The following is a 16,060-nucleotide window of genomic DNA, read 5'->3' on the forward strand; positions in this document are numbered from 1 at the left end:
AAGGTCCTGTGGATGCGCGGTTAGTCGACGCCGGAGCCGAGCGGTCCGTGCTTCACGCATCGGCTCTGTCAGTTCGAAGGGCACTGGTCGGCCCGTCTTCTGCTGGATGATCGAGGTTCGCGGTCTTACCGTTCCGCCGAGCAGATATCGGTGATCCGAAGCCGAACCAGGTCGCGACCTCGCGACTTGCTGTCGATCGCCATGTTGAACATGGCGAGATCGCGTATGCGATGATCATGCTGAGCCGGGTCCGAATAGCCCAGATGTGACGGGGCTTCGGCGGGGGCTTGGGGCCAATCAGGCGCCCGGTGTTCCAGGCAGGACGTCGAGCGATTTTTTCCTGTTCGATACGCATGGTGCATCCTCCTCAGGAGGCAGCATCCATCCCATCCTATCGGCTCGCGATGCTCCTGCCGCGCCTCATGGCTGGCTGATCGTTTGAGCGTCACGCCAGATGCCGCCGCGGGCCATGGCTGGGCTGGCAGAGCCGGCTATGGCGACTCGGCGCAACAAAATTGCCTCTGACCAACCCGGAGAGGTCCACTTCGTCACTTTACGCGGACGTTATGTCGAACCCCCTCAATCGACATGGCGGCCTTACGGGCATCGCCTCTAGCTCCGATCGAGCACGCGATCGGAGCATCATCATGATCATCGATACCCTGTTCTTCCTCGGCGGCCTTGGCCTGTTTGCGCTCGCGGGCGCCGCGGCCGCGGCCGCTGACCGGCTGTGAGGCGCATCATGCCCCTCGACATCATCCTCGGGTTGACGGCGGCCGCGCTGCTGCTGGTCTACCTGCTCAAGGCGCTGCTGCGCCCCGAATCCTTTTGAGAGGGCTCACTCCCCATGACCCTCGATCTGATCCAGTTTCTGATCTTCGCGACCCTGCTGCTGGCCCTCGCCTGGCCGCTGGGCCATTACATGGCCCGCGTCTTCACGGGGGAGGCGCAGTTCCTCGCGCCGGTCGAGAACGCGATCCTGCGCCTGGCCGGCCAGGGCCAGCCACAGCCGCAGCGTTGGCAGACCTATATGTTCTCGCTGCTCGCCTTCAACGCGGCGGGCTTCGCCCTTCTGTTCCTGATCCTGCGCTTCCAGCACCTGCTGCCGCTCAATCCGCAGGGTTTCGACGGGCTTTCGGCACATCTTGCGTTCAACACTGCGATTTCCTTCGTCACCAACACCAACTGGCAGTCCTATGGCGGCGAGACGACGCTCTCGCACCTCAGCCAGATGTTCGGCCTGACGACGCAGAACTTCGTCTCGGCCGCGACGGGAGCAGCGGTGGCAGCCGCCGTCGCGCGTGGCTTTGCGGCGAAGCAGACCAGGCTGCTCGGCAATTTCTGGGCGGATCTGACCCGCACCACGCTCTACATCCTGCTGCCGGCCGCGCTTGTTCTGGCCCTGGTGCTGGTCGCGCTCGGGCTGCCGCAGACGCTCGCCGGATCCTTCGAGGCCACGACCCTGGAGGGCGCGAAGCAAAGCATCGCGATCGGCCCCGTCGCTAGCCAGATCGCGATCAAACAGCTCGGCACCAATGGCGGCGGCTTCTTCAACGTCAACTCGTCCCATCCCTTCGAGAATCCCAATGCGCTGAGCAATCTGCTGACGACGATCTCGATTCTGCTGATCCCCGTCGCCTTCTGCTTCACCTATGGCCGCCTCGTCGGCGACCGGCGCCAGGGCCGCGCGCTGTTTGCCGCTATGGCGGTGCTGTTCCTCGTCGGATTTGCCGCGATCTATGGCGCGGAGCGGCTGGGCAACCCTCTTCATGCCGGCTTGGTCGACCCGGCGTCCGGCAACATGGAGGGCAAGGAGGTTCGCTTCGGGATTCTCGCCTCGTCGCTCTGGGCCGCCGCGACGACGGCGGCCTCGAACGGCTCGGTCAACGCAATGCACGATTCCTTCACGCCGCTGGGTGGGCTCGTCGCCATGCTGAACATGCAGCTCGGCGAGGTCGTGTTCGGTGGCGTCGGCGTCGGCCTCACCGGCATGCTGCTCTTCGTCATCATCACCGTCTTCCTGGCGGGGCTGATGGTCGGCCGCACGCCGGAATATCTCGGCAAGAAGATCGAGGCGAAAGAGATCAAGCTGGCGGCGCTGACTTTGCTGGTCATGCCACTCGGCATCCTTGTCCTGGCCGCGCTCGCCATCGTCACCGGCCATGCGCAGGCGTCCGTGCAGGATGCCGGCCCGCACGGGCTCTCTGAGCTGCTCTATGCCTACACCTCGGCGACCGGCAACAATGGTTCGGCCTTCGCCGGTTTCACGGCCAACACGCTTTGGCACAACAGCTTCCTCGGCATCGCCATGATGCTCGGCCGCTTCGGCTACATCGTCCCGATCCTCGCGATCGCCGGCAGCCTCGCCGCCAAGCGCCCCGCGGCCGAGACCGCGGGCACCTTCCCCACCCATGGGCCGCTTTTCGTCACGCTGCTGGTGGCGACGATCCTGATCGTCGGCGCGCTCACCTTCCTCCCCGTCCTCGCTCTGGGCCCGATCGCCGAACACGTGTCGATCCTGGCCGGGCAGAGCTTCTAGAGGTCAACATGAGCAAACATGCTCCCGCCGAGATGGGCCTGTTCTCGCCCGTCATCCTTCGGCCCGCGATCCTGCAGGCCTTCCGCAAGCTCGATCCGCGCAGCCTGGCGCGCAACCCGGTCATCTTCTCGACCGCGCTGGTCTCGGTCCTCGCCACCGGCCTCGTCATCCGCGAGGGGCTGACCGGGGGGCCGGTCTTCTGGATCGGGCTTCAGATCGCGATCTGGCTGTGGTTCACCGTGCTCTTCGCCAACTTCGCCGAGGCGGTCGCCGAAGGCCGCGGCAAGGCGCGGGCCGATGCCTTCCGCTCGACGCGATCCTCGGCGCTCGCCAAGGTGCTGGTCGATCCCGCGAACCGCGTCGTCTACGGCACCAAGGAGGTCGAGCTCGTCGAGCCCGGCGAGGTCATCCTGATCGAGGCCGGCGACATCGTGCCGACCGATGGCGAGATCATCGAGGGCGTCGCCTCGGTCGACGAGAGCGCCATCACCGGCGAATCCGCTCCGGTGATCCGCGAGTCAGGCGGCGACCGCTCCTCGCTCACCGGCGGCACGCGGCTGGTGTCGGATTGGCTCGTGGTGCGCGTCACGGCCCGCCAGGGCGAGACCTTCCTCGACCGCATGATCGCGCTGGTCGAAGGCGCCAAGCGCCAGAAGACGCCCAACGAGATCGCGCTCGACATCCTGCTGGCGGCGCTGACGCTGGTCTTCCTTTTCGTCGTGGTGACGCTGCCTGTCTTCGCCTCCTGGTCCGGCACGACGCTGCCTGTGATCTATCTCGCTGCGCTGTTCGTGACGCTGATCCCGACCACGATCGGTGGGCTGCTCTCGGCCATCGGCATCGCCGGCATGGACCGGTTGGTGAAGGCCAACGTCATCGCGAAATCCGGCCGCGCGGTCGAGGCGGCCGGCGATATCGACGTGCTGCTGCTCGACAAGACCGGCACGATCACCTTCGGCAACCGCATGGCCCATGCCTTCGAGCCGGCGGCGCAGGTCAGCGAGCGCGAGCTGGCCGAGGCCGCCTTCCTGGCCTCGCTGTCGGACGATACGCCGGAGGGCAAGTCGATCGTCGATCTCGCCGCCAGGCGCTTCGGCTTCGATGCCGCGGCCGGCGCCGGGGCAGTCTTCGTGCCCTTCACCGCCCAGACCCGCATGTCCGGTGTCGACCTTCCGGACGGCCGCGCCTTGCGCAAAGGTGCCTCCGACACCATGGCGAAGCTCACCGGCGGCGCGCTACCGGTCACCGTCGAGCAGGCGGTGCGAAAGATCGCCTCCTCGGGCGGCACGCCGCTGGTGGTGGCGCGCGACAACGACGTGCTCGGCGTCGTCCATCTCAAGGACGTGGTGAAGCCCGGCATTCGCGAGCGCTTCGCGGAACTTCGCCGCATGGGCATTCGCACGGTGATGATCACCGGCGACAACCCGCTGACGGCGGCCGCCATCGCGGCCGAAGCCGGCGTCGACGATTTCCTGGCCGAGGCGACGCCGGAAGCCAAGCTCGCCCTGATCCGCAAGGAGCAGGCGGAGGGTCGCCTCGTGGCGATGTGCGGCGACGGCTCCAACGACGCGCCGGCGCTGGCGCAGGCGGATGTCGGGGTCGCCATGAATTCGGGCACGCCCGCCGCCAAGGAGGCCGGCAACCTGATCGATCTCGACAGCGACCCGACCAAGCTGATCGAGATCGTCATGGTCGGCAAGCAGCTGCTGATTTCGCGCGGCGCGTTGACGACCTTCTCGATCGCCAATGACGTAGCGAAGTATTTCGCGATCCTGCCGGCGCTGTTCATCACCGCCTATCCGGGGCTCGCGGTGCTCGATGTGATGGGGTTGGGCAGCCCGCAATCGGCGATCCTGTCCGCGATCATCTTCAACGCGCTCGTCATTATCGCGCTGATCCCGATCGCGCTGAAGGGCGTGCGCTACGCCCCGGCTTCGGCGGCCTCGCTGCTCGGGCGCAACCTGCTCGTCTATGGGCTGGGCGGGCTGATCGTTCCCTTCATCGGCATCAAGGCGATCGACCTGATCGTCGATCTGCTGCACCTCGCCTGAGGAGATTTCATGACCAATCATCTGCGTCCCTCGCTCGCCCTGCTCGGTGTCTTCAGTCTGCTGACCGGCGCGGCCTATCCGCTGGCCGTCACCGGCGTCGCCCAGGCCGTGTTCCCGGCCAACGCCAATGGCTCGCCGGTGATGAAGGACGGCGCCGTCATCGGCTCGGTGCTGATCGGCCAGTCCTTCACTTCGGATCGGTACTTCCAGCGCCGCCCCTCGGCGACCTCGGCAACCGATCCGCAGGACCCATCGAAGCCGGTGGAGAGCCCCTACAATGCTGCGAACTCGACCGGCTCGAATCTCGGACCAAGCTCTGCGGCGCTGGTGGCCGCGATCAAGGAGCGTGTCGAAGCGCTCGGTGGCGGGCAGCAGCCGGCCGATCTCGTGACGGCATCAGGCTCAGGACTCGATCCGCACATCTCGCCGGCGGCCGCCCTGATCCAGATCGGTCGCGTCGCCTCGGCGCGCGGCCTCGCCGAGGATCGTCTCCGGCAACTGGTGCGGGCGCAGGTCGAGCCGCCGCTGCTCGGCGTCCTCGGAGAGCCCCGCGTCAACGTCCTGGCGCTCAATCTCGCGCTCGACAGGCTGGCGCGCTGATGCTCTGGTCGGTGGCCCATGCCGAGCGCGCCTGACGAGAGACCGACGCCCGAATCCTTCCTCGCCGAGGCGCGCGGCGAGGTCGAAAGGAACGTCGGTCGGCTCAAGATCTTCCTCGGTGCCTCCCCCGGCGTCGGCAAGACCTTCGCGATGATCGAGGAGGCTCGCATGCGGCTGCGCGCGGGCCTCGACGTCGTGGTGGCGCTGGTCGAGACCCATGGCCGCGCAGAGACCGCCGCTCTGCTCCATGGCCTGGAGCAGTTGCCGCGCCGGCCGGTCGTCTATCGCGAGCAGGATCTCAGCGAACTCGATGTCGATGCTCTGCTCGCGCGGCGGCCTGCGATCGCGCTGATCGACGAACTCGCTCACACCAACGCGCCGGGCTCGCGCCACCCCAAGCGCTGGCAGGATGTTGTCGAGGTGCTGGACGCCGGCATCGACGTCGTCACCACGCTGAACATCCAGCACGTCGAGAGCCTCAACGATATCGTCGCCCGGATCACGGGCGTGCGCGTGCAGGAGACGGTGCCCGATCACATCCTGCAGCGGGCGGACGCGATCGAGCTGATTGATTTGCCGCCCGAAGAGCTGATCAAGCGCCTGCAGGACGGCAAGGTCTATGTGCCGGAGCAGATCGGTCGGGCGCTCGATAATTTCTTCGGCAAGGGCAAGCTCACGGCGCTGCGCGAACTCGCCTTGCGCACGGCCGCCAGCCGGGTCGACGCCGAGATGCTGGCATGGATGCAGGACCATGCCGTCAAGGGCCCCTGGCCGGCCGAGGAGCGCCTGCTGGTGTGTATCAACGAGGCGCCTTCCGCGCGCAGCCTGGTGCGGGCCGGGAAGCGCATGGCCGATCGCGCGCGCCTGCCCTGGATCGTCGCGACCGTGACGACGCCGCGTCATGAAGCGATGCCGGCCGAGACCCGTGCCGTCACCACCGAGGCCTTGCGGCTTGCGGAAACCCTCGGCGCCGAGTCGGTGGTACTGCGGGCGGAGACGGATGCCGCCGGCGAAATCCTACGCTATGCCCGACAGCGCAATGTCTCGCGTCTGGTGATCGGGCGCCCACGCTCGCAGCGCTCCTGGTGGCAGCGGCTGGCCGGGGCCTTCCGCGAACCCGTCGCGGACCGCCTGCTCGACGACGCCACCGATTTCGAGATCACGGTCGTGACGCCGCATGCCCGGATCGAGCGGCGCAAGGCTGTCGCCGGGCCTTGGCTGCACGGTCCCTGGCAGGGCTACGCCACGGCCTTCGGCGCGATCGCGCTGGCGAGCCTGCTGGCCTTGCCGATCTCGATCTGGGATGCCGTGCCGGGCGGCGCGATCTCGGCGATCTATCTCATCAGCGTTCTGATGGTCGGCGCCCGCTGGGGGCTCGGTCCTTCGCTGGCGGCGGGGGCACTTGGCTCGCTGGCCTACAACTTCTTCTACACGCCGCCCTATTACTCGCTGAATATCAGCCGATCCGAAGACATCATTTCGATCGCGGTCTATCTCCTCGGCGCAATGTTCACCGGCACGCTGGCCGGGCGCCTCAAGGCCCAGGTCGAGGCGATGCGTGCCGCCCAGCGCCGCACCGAAACCCTCTATGATTTCGCCCGCAAGATCGCCACGGCTACCGGAACGGACGATGTGCTCTGGGCGGCGGCCTTCCACATCGCGGCGACCCTCGACTGCCGGTCGCTGATCCTGATGCCCGATGTGACGGGCGCGCTGCAGCAGGTGCAGGGCCACCCTACGATCGAGGATCTCGATGCCCGTGCCGAGGGCGCCGCGCGGTGGGCGTTCGAGAAGAACGAACCGGCCGGAGCGGGCACGGCGACGCTGCCGATGGCCGAATGGCTGTTCGTCCCTCTCGCGACAGCCAGCAGCATTCTCGGCGTCATCGGCGTGCGCTTCCGCGACCGGCAGCGCGGGCTCGACCCGGAGACGCGGCGTCTGCTGCTGGCCGTCGAGGATCAGGTCGCCGTCGCGGTTGAGCGGACGCGGCTCGCCGGAGAACTGGCGAATGCCCGTGTTTCGGCGGAGGGTGAGAAGTTGCGCGGGGCGCTGCTCAATTCGGTGAGCCACGATCTGCGGACGCCGCTGGTCACCGTGATCGGCGCCGTCTCGAGCCTCGCCGAGAGCGACGGCGTGCTCGGCGCCGCCGACCGGCGAGCCTTGACGGTGACGGCGCTCGACGAGGCACGTCGCCTCGACCGCTATGTTCAGAACCTGCTCGACATGACGCGGCTCGGCCATGGCGCGCTCGCACCCAAGCGCGCGGCGGTCGATTTGCGCGAGATCCTCGGCGTGGTGCGAAACGATCTCGAGCGCGTGCTCGCGAGCCATGGCCTCGTCATCGACACACCGCGCGACCTGCCGCCGCTCCATGTCGACCCGGTGCTGACAGGGCAGGCCATCGCCAACATCGTCGAGAACGCCGCGAAATACGCGCCGGTCGGCACGTCGATCACGATCACGGCCCGCGCCGATGGCGACATGGCCGAGATCGCCGTGACCGATGAGGGGCCCGGCATCCCCGAGGCCGAGCGGGAGCGCGTCTTCGATCTGTTCCACCGCGTCGCGGAAGGCGATGCCAGGCCGGCCGGCACGGGTCTGGGGCTTTCCATCGTGCGGGGGCTGGTCGAGGCGCATGGCGGCACGGCCCGGGCCGAAGCCGGGCCAGGTGGACGCGGCGCGGCGATCGTGATCAGGCTGCCCGTCGCCCCCGCCTGCATTCTGGTGATCGACGACGAGGCGCCGATCCGGCGCTTCCTCGCCATCGTGCTCGGCGCCGGCGGCTTCGAGATGCTGGAGGCCGACCGCGGGCGACTGGGAATCGAGCGCGCCGCGACCCTGGCGCCCGACGCCGTGCTGCTCGATCTCGGCCTGCCCGATATGGACGGCAAGGCGGTGATCGAGGCGATCCGTGAATGGTCCGGCGTGCCGATCCTGGTCCTCTCCGTGCGCGATGCAGAGACCGAAAAGATCGCCGCGCTCGATGCCGGCGCGGACGACTACGTCACCAAGCCGTTCGCGACCGGTGAACTGCTGGCCAGGCTGCGAGCCCTGCTGCGCAGCCGCCGCGACCGCGCCGCCGAGCCGGCAGAGATCCGTATCGGCGGGCTCGCAATCGACCTGGCGAGCCGTTCGGTCGTCGTCGATGGCGCGGCCGTCAAGCTGACGCGCAAAGAATTCGATGTCATCGCATTGCTGGCCCGCAACGCCGGCAAGCTGGTGGGACACAAGCAGTTGCTGACGACGATCTGGGGACCGGCCCATGCGGCCGACACCCATTACCTGCGGATCGCGGTGGGCCACATCCGCGAGAAAATCGGCGACGACGCGGCCGATCCCCGCTTCATCGTCACCGAGCCCGGCGTTGGATATCGGCTCGTCGATGCCTGTAACCCGATCAATTGAGTGATTATTTGGACGAGACGCAATGATCATGGCCGGGCGAGATGCGCCAGGTTCGGACATTAGGCGCTTGTCTTGAACCGGACACTTGGCGGGCGGTGGCGTTCAACGGGCTGAGGCAATCTGATCTCCTTCGCCGAGGCCGTCCTACCGGACAAGCTGAGCATCACGTCTCCCGCTGATCCACCTTCGCAGAACGGGCCCTCGATGTCGGAGGGCTCGCGCGTTGCCCGAGAGCAGACTTCGCTCAGACCTCTTGAGCTTGCGACGGCGCCATCACAGCCACGCTGGCACATTGCAGCGGCGGCTCGAGGCTGATCGAGGCCCACCGTTTGCGCCGTCGATCGATCCGGGGCCGCGACGCGGCCCCGGATGCTATTGTCAGACCCTCAGCCCGCATGCCTGGCGGATAGCGATCTGCACCGGCGATGGCGGAAGCGTGGGATCGAACTCGACGCGCGGCAGCAGCGGAGGCTGTGCCATGAAGCGCGGCTGTCGACCTCGATGAGGCTGCGCGGCATGGACAAGGAACGGGTGGCAAAGAAAAACCGTTCCCGCTGCACCGACCGCTAGATCGACCGGGCAGTCAGCCGTGGAGGCATAGTCATTCGCCGATAGCTGCCGCAGCGTTGCTCCCTGTTCGCCATAGGGCAGTAGCTCTCTGGCTATGGTCAAATGCGAGCCCCTTCGGATCCGCGTCGGCGCATCATCGGGTCCGACATCGGACAGCAGGAAGAGCAGAAGCAGGGATCTTCCGCGGCTCTTGCTGTTTGCCCGCCATTCCATGAAGTCGGGGACGTCGAAGCCGAAGCTCACATCGACGTGCCAGCCATCGTCGCCCGGAGCGTCCGGCGAAGGGAACCGTATCGGGAAGGTTCCGAGTCCGGTCGGAGCCATCCACCGCCCCTCTCCGACAAGCTGATTGTAAGCCACGTGAAGGGCCGGCGTGTTGGATGCCTCGACAAAGGCTATAGTCGACTTCGATCCGACCCGAATGACGGGTTTCGTCCACGCTTCTGGCCTGTTCGGCGACAGGCCTATTTCGGCCCACAACTCATCTCGGCATCGCCGCGCAAGGTCATCGTCAAAGGCGTGATCCAACGCGACGTAACCGTCGTCAATGAAGGACCGCACCTGACTTTCAGTCAGGCCGAGAGCATCACTATTGGGCATGTCACATATCTCCGCTCGGCTGTCGCTCATGCGACGCCGGTTTGATCTGATCGGCGCCAGGGCGCCGTGCTGCGTCAGCGGTCAGATCAGCGGAAAGAATGTGGAGAAGTACATCATTACGACATTGCTTATCATGAGAGCATCACTGCCTCAAGCTTTCGGCACTCAGCAGCCCTGCCAATTAGCTCGTATGACAGTCGCGCCACAAACAGGCGTTGGCGCATGCGCCTCGAGCGGACTTTGGCCTCTTGCTCATTGAACGCCCGCTTCGCCGCCCTCCGGGAGGATCAGAGCTTAAAACAATCGCCGCGTGAACACCGGTAGTCGCCTTCACGCACTTGACAAGCCGCTGGTTGTCCGAACACTTAAGTGAATGCTACAGTATGCGTCGCACCCTCTCGACCGGGCGTTTCACGCTCTTTCCGATCCTAGCCGCAGGGCGATGGTCGAGCGGCTATGTCGCGCGCCCGCATCAGTGAGCGAGCTTGCCGAACCCCTGCCCATGACCCTCTCGGCGGTGACCCAGCATCTGAAGGTGCTCGAACAGGCCGGGCTAATCAAAACCAGTAAGGCGGGGCGGATTCGGACTTGCGCGCTCGATGTGGAAGCCATGGCTCGGATCGAACTCTGGATCGCGCAGCGTAAGCAGTTCTGGGAACGACAATACGATCAGCTGGAGGCCTACCTGGCCTCGACCTCACCAACGGAGGGAACGGAATGACCGTCACGAATGCGACCTTCGTCATTGATCGGCAGGTCAGTGCGTCGCCTCAGCGTGTATTTGCGGCCTTCAAAACGCTTGAGGCGAAAAGCGCGTGGTTCAAAACTCCAACTGAGTGCGAGGTTCTAGTCCGCAAACTCGACTTCCGAGTGGGAGGTGAAGAGCGTTTCCGCGCTCGTTGGCCGAGCGGTTTGATTACCGACTTTCACGCCACCTACCATGACATCGTAGAAAACGAGCGGATCGTCCTCGTCTATGACCTGTTTCACGGCGACGAGAAGCTTTCCGTTTCGCTGCAGACGATCGAGATCAAGCCTGAAGGCGACAAGACCCGCCTGCTTCACACCGAGCAGGGCTCCTATTTCAGCGGAGGATTGGAGGCCGTGCAAGGCCGCGAGCATGGCACGGGCTGGCATGTCGACAATCTGGTCGCAAATCTCGAAGGCCGAGAAGGGAGGCCATTCTCGTGACCCTCGAACTTTTCGCCCATCCATTCTCGTCCTACTGTCAGAAGGCACTCATCGCCTTCTATGAAAACGATATTCCGTTCACCTACCGCTTCATGGAGGACGACGGCGTCGGAGAAGAACTCGCTTCACTCTGGCCTCTTCGCAAGTTCCCCATCCTGCGCGACGATGGGCGGGTGATCATGGAAGCTTCGATCATCATCGAGCATCTGCACGTTCGCCATCCCGGCGCCGTTCGGCTTGTCCCCGACGATCCTGCCGAAGCTGTCGAGGTCCGAATGCTCGACCGATTTTTCGACAACTACGTCATGACGCCGCAGGGCAAATTCGTATTGGACGCACTGCGGCCGCCCGAGAGCCGGGACTCCTACGGCGTCGAGGAGGCACGCAAGATGCTGGATGTGAGCTACGCCTGGCTGGACGAACGCCTGAAAGGGCGCATATGGGCTGTCGGTAATGCGTTTTCGCTTGCCGACTGCGCCGCGGCACCCTCCCTATTCTATGCCGACTGGACGTATCGAATTCCCGCCCGATTTCAGACGCTCACCGCGTACCGAGCTCGTCTCCTGGCCAGACCATCATTCGCGCGCGCCGTTGATGAGGCGCGCCGCTTTCGCCACTATTTCCCGCTTGGAGCCCCTGACCGCGACTGAGCAATGCGGCCCAGTTCAGACGACAGTCTCACCAAGGAGATCGATAGAGATGCGAAGCGATTTCGACCTATCAGTGATCGAAGCGAATGGGCGCAGCGCGGCAAAAGCCCAGCTGTTCGAACCCCAACCGAAAGGGCCTTGGCGCGGAAACGTCGAAGGCGCCAGACTCGACGCGCCGCTCACCATCCTCGCCTATGGCAACGAGACGCCCGGTGAGGGACCCCTGCTTCACGTTCATCCATACGACGAGGTCTTCATCGTTGTGGCGGGGAACGCGCGCTTCTTCGTCGGCGACGAGGTCATCGATGCGACAGCAGGAGATATCGTGCTCGGACCGGCAGGCGTTCCGCATCGCTTCGAAAACCTGGGGCCCGGACGCTTGCAAACAATCGACATACACCACTCGCCGAAGTGGCTGCAGGTCGACATCGGTACAGAGCAGCCTTCTTGAAGCGATTGGCGGCAGGCCCGCGCCAAAAGCCGACCCTGGCACAACGCCCGAAACCTGACGTTCGTGCCGCCGCGATGAAGCACTTTCCGCCCGTCGCATCATTTCTCAGCTAACCCAGCCCCGCAGACCCTCCGCCAGGGCTGCAAAGGCCAGCCTGACCGGTCGATTGGCGCGTTGGTCCTCGTGCATGACGAGCCAGACGTCCAGCTTGAAGGCAATCGCAGCCGGCAGGACCGGCCGAAGCTCGGGATGCCGCGCGGCTAAGCCATGTTGAACCGCGCCGATCCCGAGCCCTGCGCGGACAGCGGCGTACTGCGCAAGATCGCTGTCGGCCCGAAAGCTGAACAGGGATCGGTCAAGCGCGATCGTCCCTGCTGCCAGCGATCGGGCGGAGCGGTCCTCGCGATCGAAGCCGATTATGTGGAAGGTCTTCAGAGCCTCGATCGTCTCCGGCATCCCATAGCGAGCCAGATAGCGCTCATGAGCGAACAATCCCAGCCTGACCTCGCCGAGACGTTGCGCCAACAGAGCCTCTTGCGTCGGCCGGTTCATTCGGACCGCGATATCGGCATCCCTGCGCAACAGGTCGTCGTTGCGATTGCTCAGCACGAGTTCGAGCGTAATGCCCGGATGGTCCTCGCGAAATCCGGCCAGTATCATGGGTAGCACCTCCGCGCCCATGATCTCGCTGGCCGTGATCCGCACCGTCCCGCCGGTGTCGCTGCGCGCGCCGTCTGCGCTCCTCTGGAGCCCAGCCGCCGCGGCTTCCATGGCCTCGGCCGATGCCACCAGCGTCGAGGCGGCGGCTGTCGGCTGAAGGCCGCCTTGCGAACGCGTGAAAAGAGACAGCCCGAGCGCTGTCTCCAACGTTTCGATATGGCGCCCCATGGTCGGCTGCGTTGTGCCGAGAGCCCGCGCTGCGCCCGATAGACTGCCTTGTCTGAAAACAGCAAGGAAGGAGCGGTACAGGTCCCAGCCGATCTGGTCAGTCATACGAAAACGTATAACAGATCCACAGGTCTGGGCAATTTCCGTTTGTCATGGCCACGGGCATCCTCCGCTCATCACAACGGAGGTGTCCATGACCCAGCCTGCTTCGTCTTCGCGCATCGCACTCGTCCTCGGCGTCACGGGCGGCCTCGGCCGCGCGCTGGCTGTCGCCCTACACGGCCGCGGCTACATCATTCGCGCTTTGTCGCGCGATCCTGCCAAAGCCGCCGCCTCAGCCAGACTGCCCTTTGCTGTCGACTGGCGCCGAGGTGACGCCCTCGACCGCGGCGCGGTGCTCCGTGCCGCGGCCGGCGCGGCCGTCATCGCGCATGCAGTCAATCCGCCAGGCTACGCCAAATGGCGTGAGAAGGCGGTGCCGATGCTGACCAACAGCATCGTCGCAGCCCAGCACTCCGGTGCGCGCATTCTTTTTCCTGGCAACATCTACGCGTTCGGCCCCGAGGCCGGTGCGCTCATCAACGAGGACAGCCCGCAGAACCCCCATACGGTGAAGGGCGCAGTCCGGATGGACATGGAGGCCATGCTGCGGCACGCCGCCGGCGATGGCGTCCGGTCGCTCATCGTTCGAGCTGGCGACTTCTTCGGTCCAGATGTCCCGAGCTCCTGGTTCAGCCAGGCCGTGGTCAAGAACGGACGCACAGCCAAGGTGATCCAGGATTTGGGTGCCACCGGTGTCGGTCATTCATGGGCCTATGTTCCTGACCTGGCCGAAACCTTCATGTGCCTTCTCGACCGGCAGGATAGCCTCACCAACCACGACGTCTTCCACTTCCAGGGACACTGGGTCCCCGATGGCCGCGGCATGGCGGAGGCGGTCCAGCGCGCGCTTGGAGGCACCATTCCGATCCGACGGTTCTTCTGGCCGCAGATCTACCTGATCGCGCCGTTCATGACCTTCTTCCGCGAGTTGATCGAGATGCGTTGGCTCTGGCGCGAAAGCGTCCGGCTCGACAATCGAAAGCTCGAAGCAGCGATCGGGCCGGAGCCGCATACGCCGCTCGCGCTCGCGATCGAAACATGTCTGGGGCCGGCGCGGGTCCCCGCGCGCCCGATCTCCGCTGCCCGTCCGCGCGCCGTCTGAACGCCCCCATCAGATTCGAATTCGACAGGACATCGTCATGTCATCCTCTGCCGTTCCCAGCCTTGCTCTGCAAGGTGATGCCGCCGCCTCGTCCCAAAACATTGCCCGAGCGGCGGCGGCTCTCGCCGCTCTTCAGACCGTGCTCTTCCTCGTGCCGATGGCCGTGCTGGGCCAAGCCATCGGTTGGCCGGCTTCTCTAAGGCTCCCCGCGACGGAAGTCCTGCCCTTGATCGCAGGGCAGACGAATGCCGTTCTCATCGGCTACGGGGCTTACCTCACGGTCTCCTTGGCCCTGATCCCACTCGCCTTCGTCATGCGGACTTGGCTCGCGACAAAGGGCGTTATCGGCTGGCATGTGGATGCAGCCGCTTTCATCGGTGCCGGCGCCGGCCTGTTCAAGACGCTCGGCATCGTGCGCTGGCTCTCCGTCATGCCGATGCTCGCCGCCGAGTACAAAGCGGCTGATCAGTCGGCACGCCAGGTGATCGAGCTGAGCTACCGCACGATCAACGCCTATGCCGGAGCTGTCGGCGAACTCCTCGGTGTCCAGCTCCTCAGTGGGATCTGGCTCGTCGCGATCGGCTTCGCCCTGAGGCAGGCGGACAAGAGCTGGCTCGGCATCGCCGGGATTGCCCTGGGATCGATGTTCTTGGCCACGGCGCTGCGGGTCGCATTTCCGGTTGCCGCTCTGATCCAAAGTGCGGCCGTGCCACTCGCGCTGCTCTGGTTCGCCGGGCTGGCGGTCATGCTTTGGCGCGACATGGTGCTCGGCGGGCTCAACCTCCGGTCGACCGCTCCAGCATGACACGGAAACGACGCAGCGCGATGAGGCTATAGAGGACGCCCAATATCGCCATCCAAGCCAATTCGGGCCAGACCACGTCCAATTCCGCGTCTCGAAACAGAACGCTCAGCGAAAATTTGACGTAATGGGTCGAGGGAACCGCCGTCATGATCATCTGCAGATAAGCTGGCATACTCTCGATCGGGGTCATGCCGCCTGAAAGCACCTCCATCACGATAATGACAGGGAACGCGAGAAGCGCGAACTGCGGCATGGCGGGCGTCAGCGTCGCCAGCATCACACCGAGTGCCATCACCGAGAACAGGAAGATGCCGGCCCCAACCATGTAGAGCGCGATCGAGCCGCTGATGGTGATGCCCAACGCGCCTCGAGCTACCAGAACGAGCGACAAAACCACTGCCAGCAGAACGACCGCACCATTTGCCAGGATCTTGGCGAAGACGATCTCGGCTGCGCCCACTGGCATCACCAGGAGATGCTCGATCGTACTATGCTCACGCTCCCGCACCACCGCGGCGCCGACAAGTATAATCGACAGCATGCAAACATTGTTGACGATCTCCATGACTGCCATATGGCGCTTGTCGTCGAGATTGGGGTTGAAGAACGCGCGGACGGTGAAGGAGAGCGGAGGCGCTGCATCGACGCCACGTTCCGAAAGGAACCTCCGCGTCTCGCGGGTCAGGATTTCGGCGATATAGCCGGTGCCGATCCCCGCCTGCGTCATCGCCGTCGCATCGACCATGAGCTGGATCGCCGGACTGTGACCGGCCAGCAGGTCCTGCTCCAACCGGGGTGGGATGACCATGATGAAGGTGAAGCGCGCAGCATCCATCGCGCTGTCGATGGAAGCCTGATCGAGCGTGACCGGCGCCGCGAAATCCGGCGGTCGCAGCGCATCCCTGATGCCGGCCGAGAGCTGCGAGCCATCACTGTCGACGAAGCCGACGCTGGCGTTGCGCATCTCGATATTGGCGCCGGAGGCCACGAGATAGATCGCACCCGTGAAAGCCCAGACCATGAAGATCATCATGCCCCGGTCGCGCCAGATGCTGGCGAACTCCTTCAGCGAAAGATAAACGACATTGGCGAGTCTGCGGGCCATG

The 16,060-nt window shown here is 65.2% G+C and carries 15 protein-coding genes and 1 pseudogene; 12 read left to right on the top strand and 4 right to left on the bottom strand.

Annotated elements, in window-relative coordinates:
• Window positions 1-33: 33 nt before the first annotated feature.
• Window positions 34-355 (bottom strand): annotated as a pseudogene (locus ASG72_RS21470) (integrase); the annotation flags it as partial.
• 211 nt (window positions 356-566) lie between these two features.
• Between ASG72_RS21470 and ASG72_RS20835 the strand changes: the two are divergent.
• From ASG72_RS20835 to ASG72_RS15360, 6 genes are read left to right on the top strand one after another with little or no spacing between them, the layout of a single operon-like run.
• The gene (locus tag ASG72_RS20835; RefSeq protein WP_156395992.1) at window positions 567-734 is read left to right on the top strand and encodes a hypothetical protein; all 168 of its coding nucleotides are present in this window, start codon (window positions 567-569) and stop codon (window positions 732-734) included.
• Window positions 735-742: 8 nt separating this feature from the next.
• Window positions 743-832, top strand: coding sequence for a potassium-transporting ATPase subunit F (locus ASG72_RS20395; RefSeq protein ID WP_082540375.1), 90 nt, complete (start codon window positions 743-745; stop codon window positions 830-832).
• A 15-nt stretch (window positions 833-847) separates the two neighbouring features.
• Window positions 848-2,539 (top strand): potassium-transporting ATPase subunit KdpA, encoded by a 1,692-nt coding sequence (gene kdpA, locus ASG72_RS15345; protein ID WP_056713706.1) that lies wholly within the window; start codon window positions 848-850, stop codon window positions 2,537-2,539.
• An 8-nt stretch (window positions 2,540-2,547) separates the two neighbouring features.
• Window positions 2,548-4,590: a potassium-transporting ATPase subunit KdpB gene (gene kdpB / locus ASG72_RS15350; protein ID WP_056713709.1), complete on the top strand. Its 2,043-nt coding sequence runs from the start codon at window positions 2,548-2,550 to the stop codon at window positions 4,588-4,590.
• Between the two features lie 9 nt (window positions 4,591-4,599).
• Window positions 4,600-5,190: a potassium-transporting ATPase subunit KdpC gene (gene kdpC, locus ASG72_RS15355; RefSeq protein ID WP_056713711.1), complete on the top strand. Its 591-nt coding sequence runs from the start codon at window positions 4,600-4,602 to the stop codon at window positions 5,188-5,190.
• Window positions 5,191-5,208: 18 nt separating this feature from the next.
• Window positions 5,209-8,595 (top strand): ATP-binding protein, encoded by a 3,387-nt coding sequence (locus ASG72_RS15360; protein ID WP_082540376.1) that lies wholly within the window; start codon window positions 5,209-5,211, stop codon window positions 8,593-8,595.
• Between the two features lie 378 nt (window positions 8,596-8,973).
• On the opposite strand, the gene ASG72_RS15365 is transcribed toward ASG72_RS15360, so the two are convergent.
• The gene (locus ASG72_RS15365) at window positions 8,974-9,765 is read right to left on the bottom strand and encodes a phytanoyl-CoA dioxygenase family protein (protein ID WP_056714827.1); all 792 of its coding nucleotides are present in this window, start codon (window positions 9,763-9,765) and stop codon (window positions 8,974-8,976) included.
• Between the two features lie 373 nt (window positions 9,766-10,138).
• Here ASG72_RS15365 and ASG72_RS15370 point away from each other — a divergent pair, with 373 nt between their 5' ends.
• Genes ASG72_RS15370 through ASG72_RS20405 form a run of 4 tightly spaced genes read left to right on the top strand, consistent with a single transcriptional unit; the run spans window position 10,139 to window position 12,057 of the window.
• Window positions 10,139-10,486 carry a metalloregulator ArsR/SmtB family transcription factor gene (locus ASG72_RS15370; RefSeq protein ID WP_056713712.1) on the top strand — a complete coding sequence of 116 codons (348 nt, stop codon included), beginning with the start codon at window positions 10,139-10,141 and terminating at the stop codon, window positions 10,484-10,486.
• Window positions 10,483-10,956, top strand: a complete 474-nt coding sequence (locus ASG72_RS20400) for an SRPBCC family protein (protein ID WP_082540377.1) — start codon at window positions 10,483-10,485, stop codon at window positions 10,954-10,956. The genes ASG72_RS15370 and ASG72_RS20400 overlap by 4 nt, the downstream gene beginning before the upstream one ends.
• Window positions 10,953-11,606 (top strand): glutathione S-transferase family protein, encoded by a 654-nt coding sequence (locus ASG72_RS15380; protein ID WP_056713718.1) that lies wholly within the window; start codon window positions 10,953-10,955, stop codon window positions 11,604-11,606. Before ASG72_RS20400 ends, ASG72_RS15380 begins: the two co-directional genes overlap by 4 nt.
• A gap of 49 nt (window positions 11,607-11,655) precedes the next feature.
• On the top strand, window positions 11,656-12,057 hold the full coding sequence (locus tag ASG72_RS20405) for a cupin domain-containing protein (RefSeq protein WP_082540378.1): 402 nt from the start codon (window positions 11,656-11,658) through the stop codon (window positions 12,055-12,057).
• A 105-nt stretch (window positions 12,058-12,162) separates the two neighbouring features.
• Here ASG72_RS20405 and ASG72_RS15390 read toward each other — a convergent pair whose 3' ends face one another.
• Window positions 12,163-13,050, bottom strand: a complete 888-nt coding sequence (locus ASG72_RS15390) for a LysR family transcriptional regulator (protein ID WP_056713725.1) — start codon at window positions 13,048-13,050, stop codon at window positions 12,163-12,165.
• 88 nt (window positions 13,051-13,138) lie between these two features.
• Here ASG72_RS15390 and ASG72_RS15395 point away from each other — a divergent pair, with 88 nt between their 5' ends.
• Together ASG72_RS15395 and ASG72_RS15400 are read left to right on the top strand one after the other, a co-directional pair.
• Window positions 13,139-14,149, top strand: a complete 1,011-nt coding sequence (locus tag ASG72_RS15395) for an NAD-dependent epimerase/dehydratase family protein (protein ID WP_056713727.1) — start codon at window positions 13,139-13,141, stop codon at window positions 14,147-14,149.
• 37 nt (window positions 14,150-14,186) lie between these two features.
• Window positions 14,187-14,954: a DUF4386 family protein gene (locus tag ASG72_RS15400; RefSeq protein ID WP_056713729.1), complete on the top strand. Its 768-nt coding sequence runs from the start codon at window positions 14,187-14,189 to the stop codon at window positions 14,952-14,954.
• On the opposite strand, the gene ASG72_RS15405 is transcribed toward ASG72_RS15400, so the two are convergent.
• Window positions 14,926-16,059 (bottom strand): ABC transporter permease, encoded by a 1,134-nt coding sequence (locus tag ASG72_RS15405; RefSeq protein ID WP_056713733.1) that lies wholly within the window; start codon window positions 16,057-16,059, stop codon window positions 14,926-14,928. The genes ASG72_RS15400 and ASG72_RS15405 overlap by 29 nt on opposite strands.
• Between the last annotated feature and the right edge of the window lies 1 nt (window position 16,060).

Source organism: Allobosea sp. Leaf344 (assembly GCF_001426225.1).
Lineage (GTDB): Bacteria > Pseudomonadota > Alphaproteobacteria > Rhizobiales > Beijerinckiaceae > Allobosea.

Coding starts and splice junctions, on each gene's coding strand:
- ASG72_RS20835 (WP_156395992.1), top strand. CDS start 567: ATGTCGAACCCCCTCAATCGACATGGCGGCCTTACGGGCATCGCCTCT.
- ASG72_RS20395 (WP_082540375.1), top strand. CDS start 743: ATGCCCCTCGACATCATCCTCGGGTTGACGGCGGCCGCGCTGCTGCTG.
- kdpA (WP_056713706.1), top strand. CDS start 848: ATGACCCTCGATCTGATCCAGTTTCTGATCTTCGCGACCCTGCTGCTG.
- kdpB (WP_056713709.1), top strand. CDS start 2,548: ATGAGCAAACATGCTCCCGCCGAGATGGGCCTGTTCTCGCCCGTCATC.
- kdpC (WP_056713711.1), top strand. CDS start 4,600: ATGACCAATCATCTGCGTCCCTCGCTCGCCCTGCTCGGTGTCTTCAGT.
- ASG72_RS15360 (WP_082540376.1), top strand. CDS start 5,209: ATGCCGAGCGCGCCTGACGAGAGACCGACGCCCGAATCCTTCCTCGCC.
- ASG72_RS15365 (WP_056714827.1), bottom strand. CDS start 9,765: ATGCCCAATAGTGATGCTCTCGGCCTGACTGAAAGTCAGGTGCGGTCC.
- ASG72_RS15370 (WP_056713712.1), top strand. CDS start 10,139: ATGCTACAGTATGCGTCGCACCCTCTCGACCGGGCGTTTCACGCTCTT.
- ASG72_RS20400 (WP_082540377.1), top strand. CDS start 10,483: ATGACCGTCACGAATGCGACCTTCGTCATTGATCGGCAGGTCAGTGCG.
- ASG72_RS20405 (WP_082540378.1), top strand. CDS start 11,656: ATGCGAAGCGATTTCGACCTATCAGTGATCGAAGCGAATGGGCGCAGC.
- ASG72_RS15390 (WP_056713725.1), bottom strand. CDS start 13,050: ATGACTGACCAGATCGGCTGGGACCTGTACCGCTCCTTCCTTGCTGTT.
- ASG72_RS15395 (WP_056713727.1), top strand. CDS start 13,139: ATGACCCAGCCTGCTTCGTCTTCGCGCATCGCACTCGTCCTCGGCGTC.
- ASG72_RS15400 (WP_056713729.1), top strand. CDS start 14,187: ATGTCATCCTCTGCCGTTCCCAGCCTTGCTCTGCAAGGTGATGCCGCC.
- ASG72_RS15405 (WP_056713733.1), bottom strand. CDS start 16,059: ATGGCCCGCAGACTCGCCAATGTCGTTTATCTTTCGCTGAAGGAGTTC.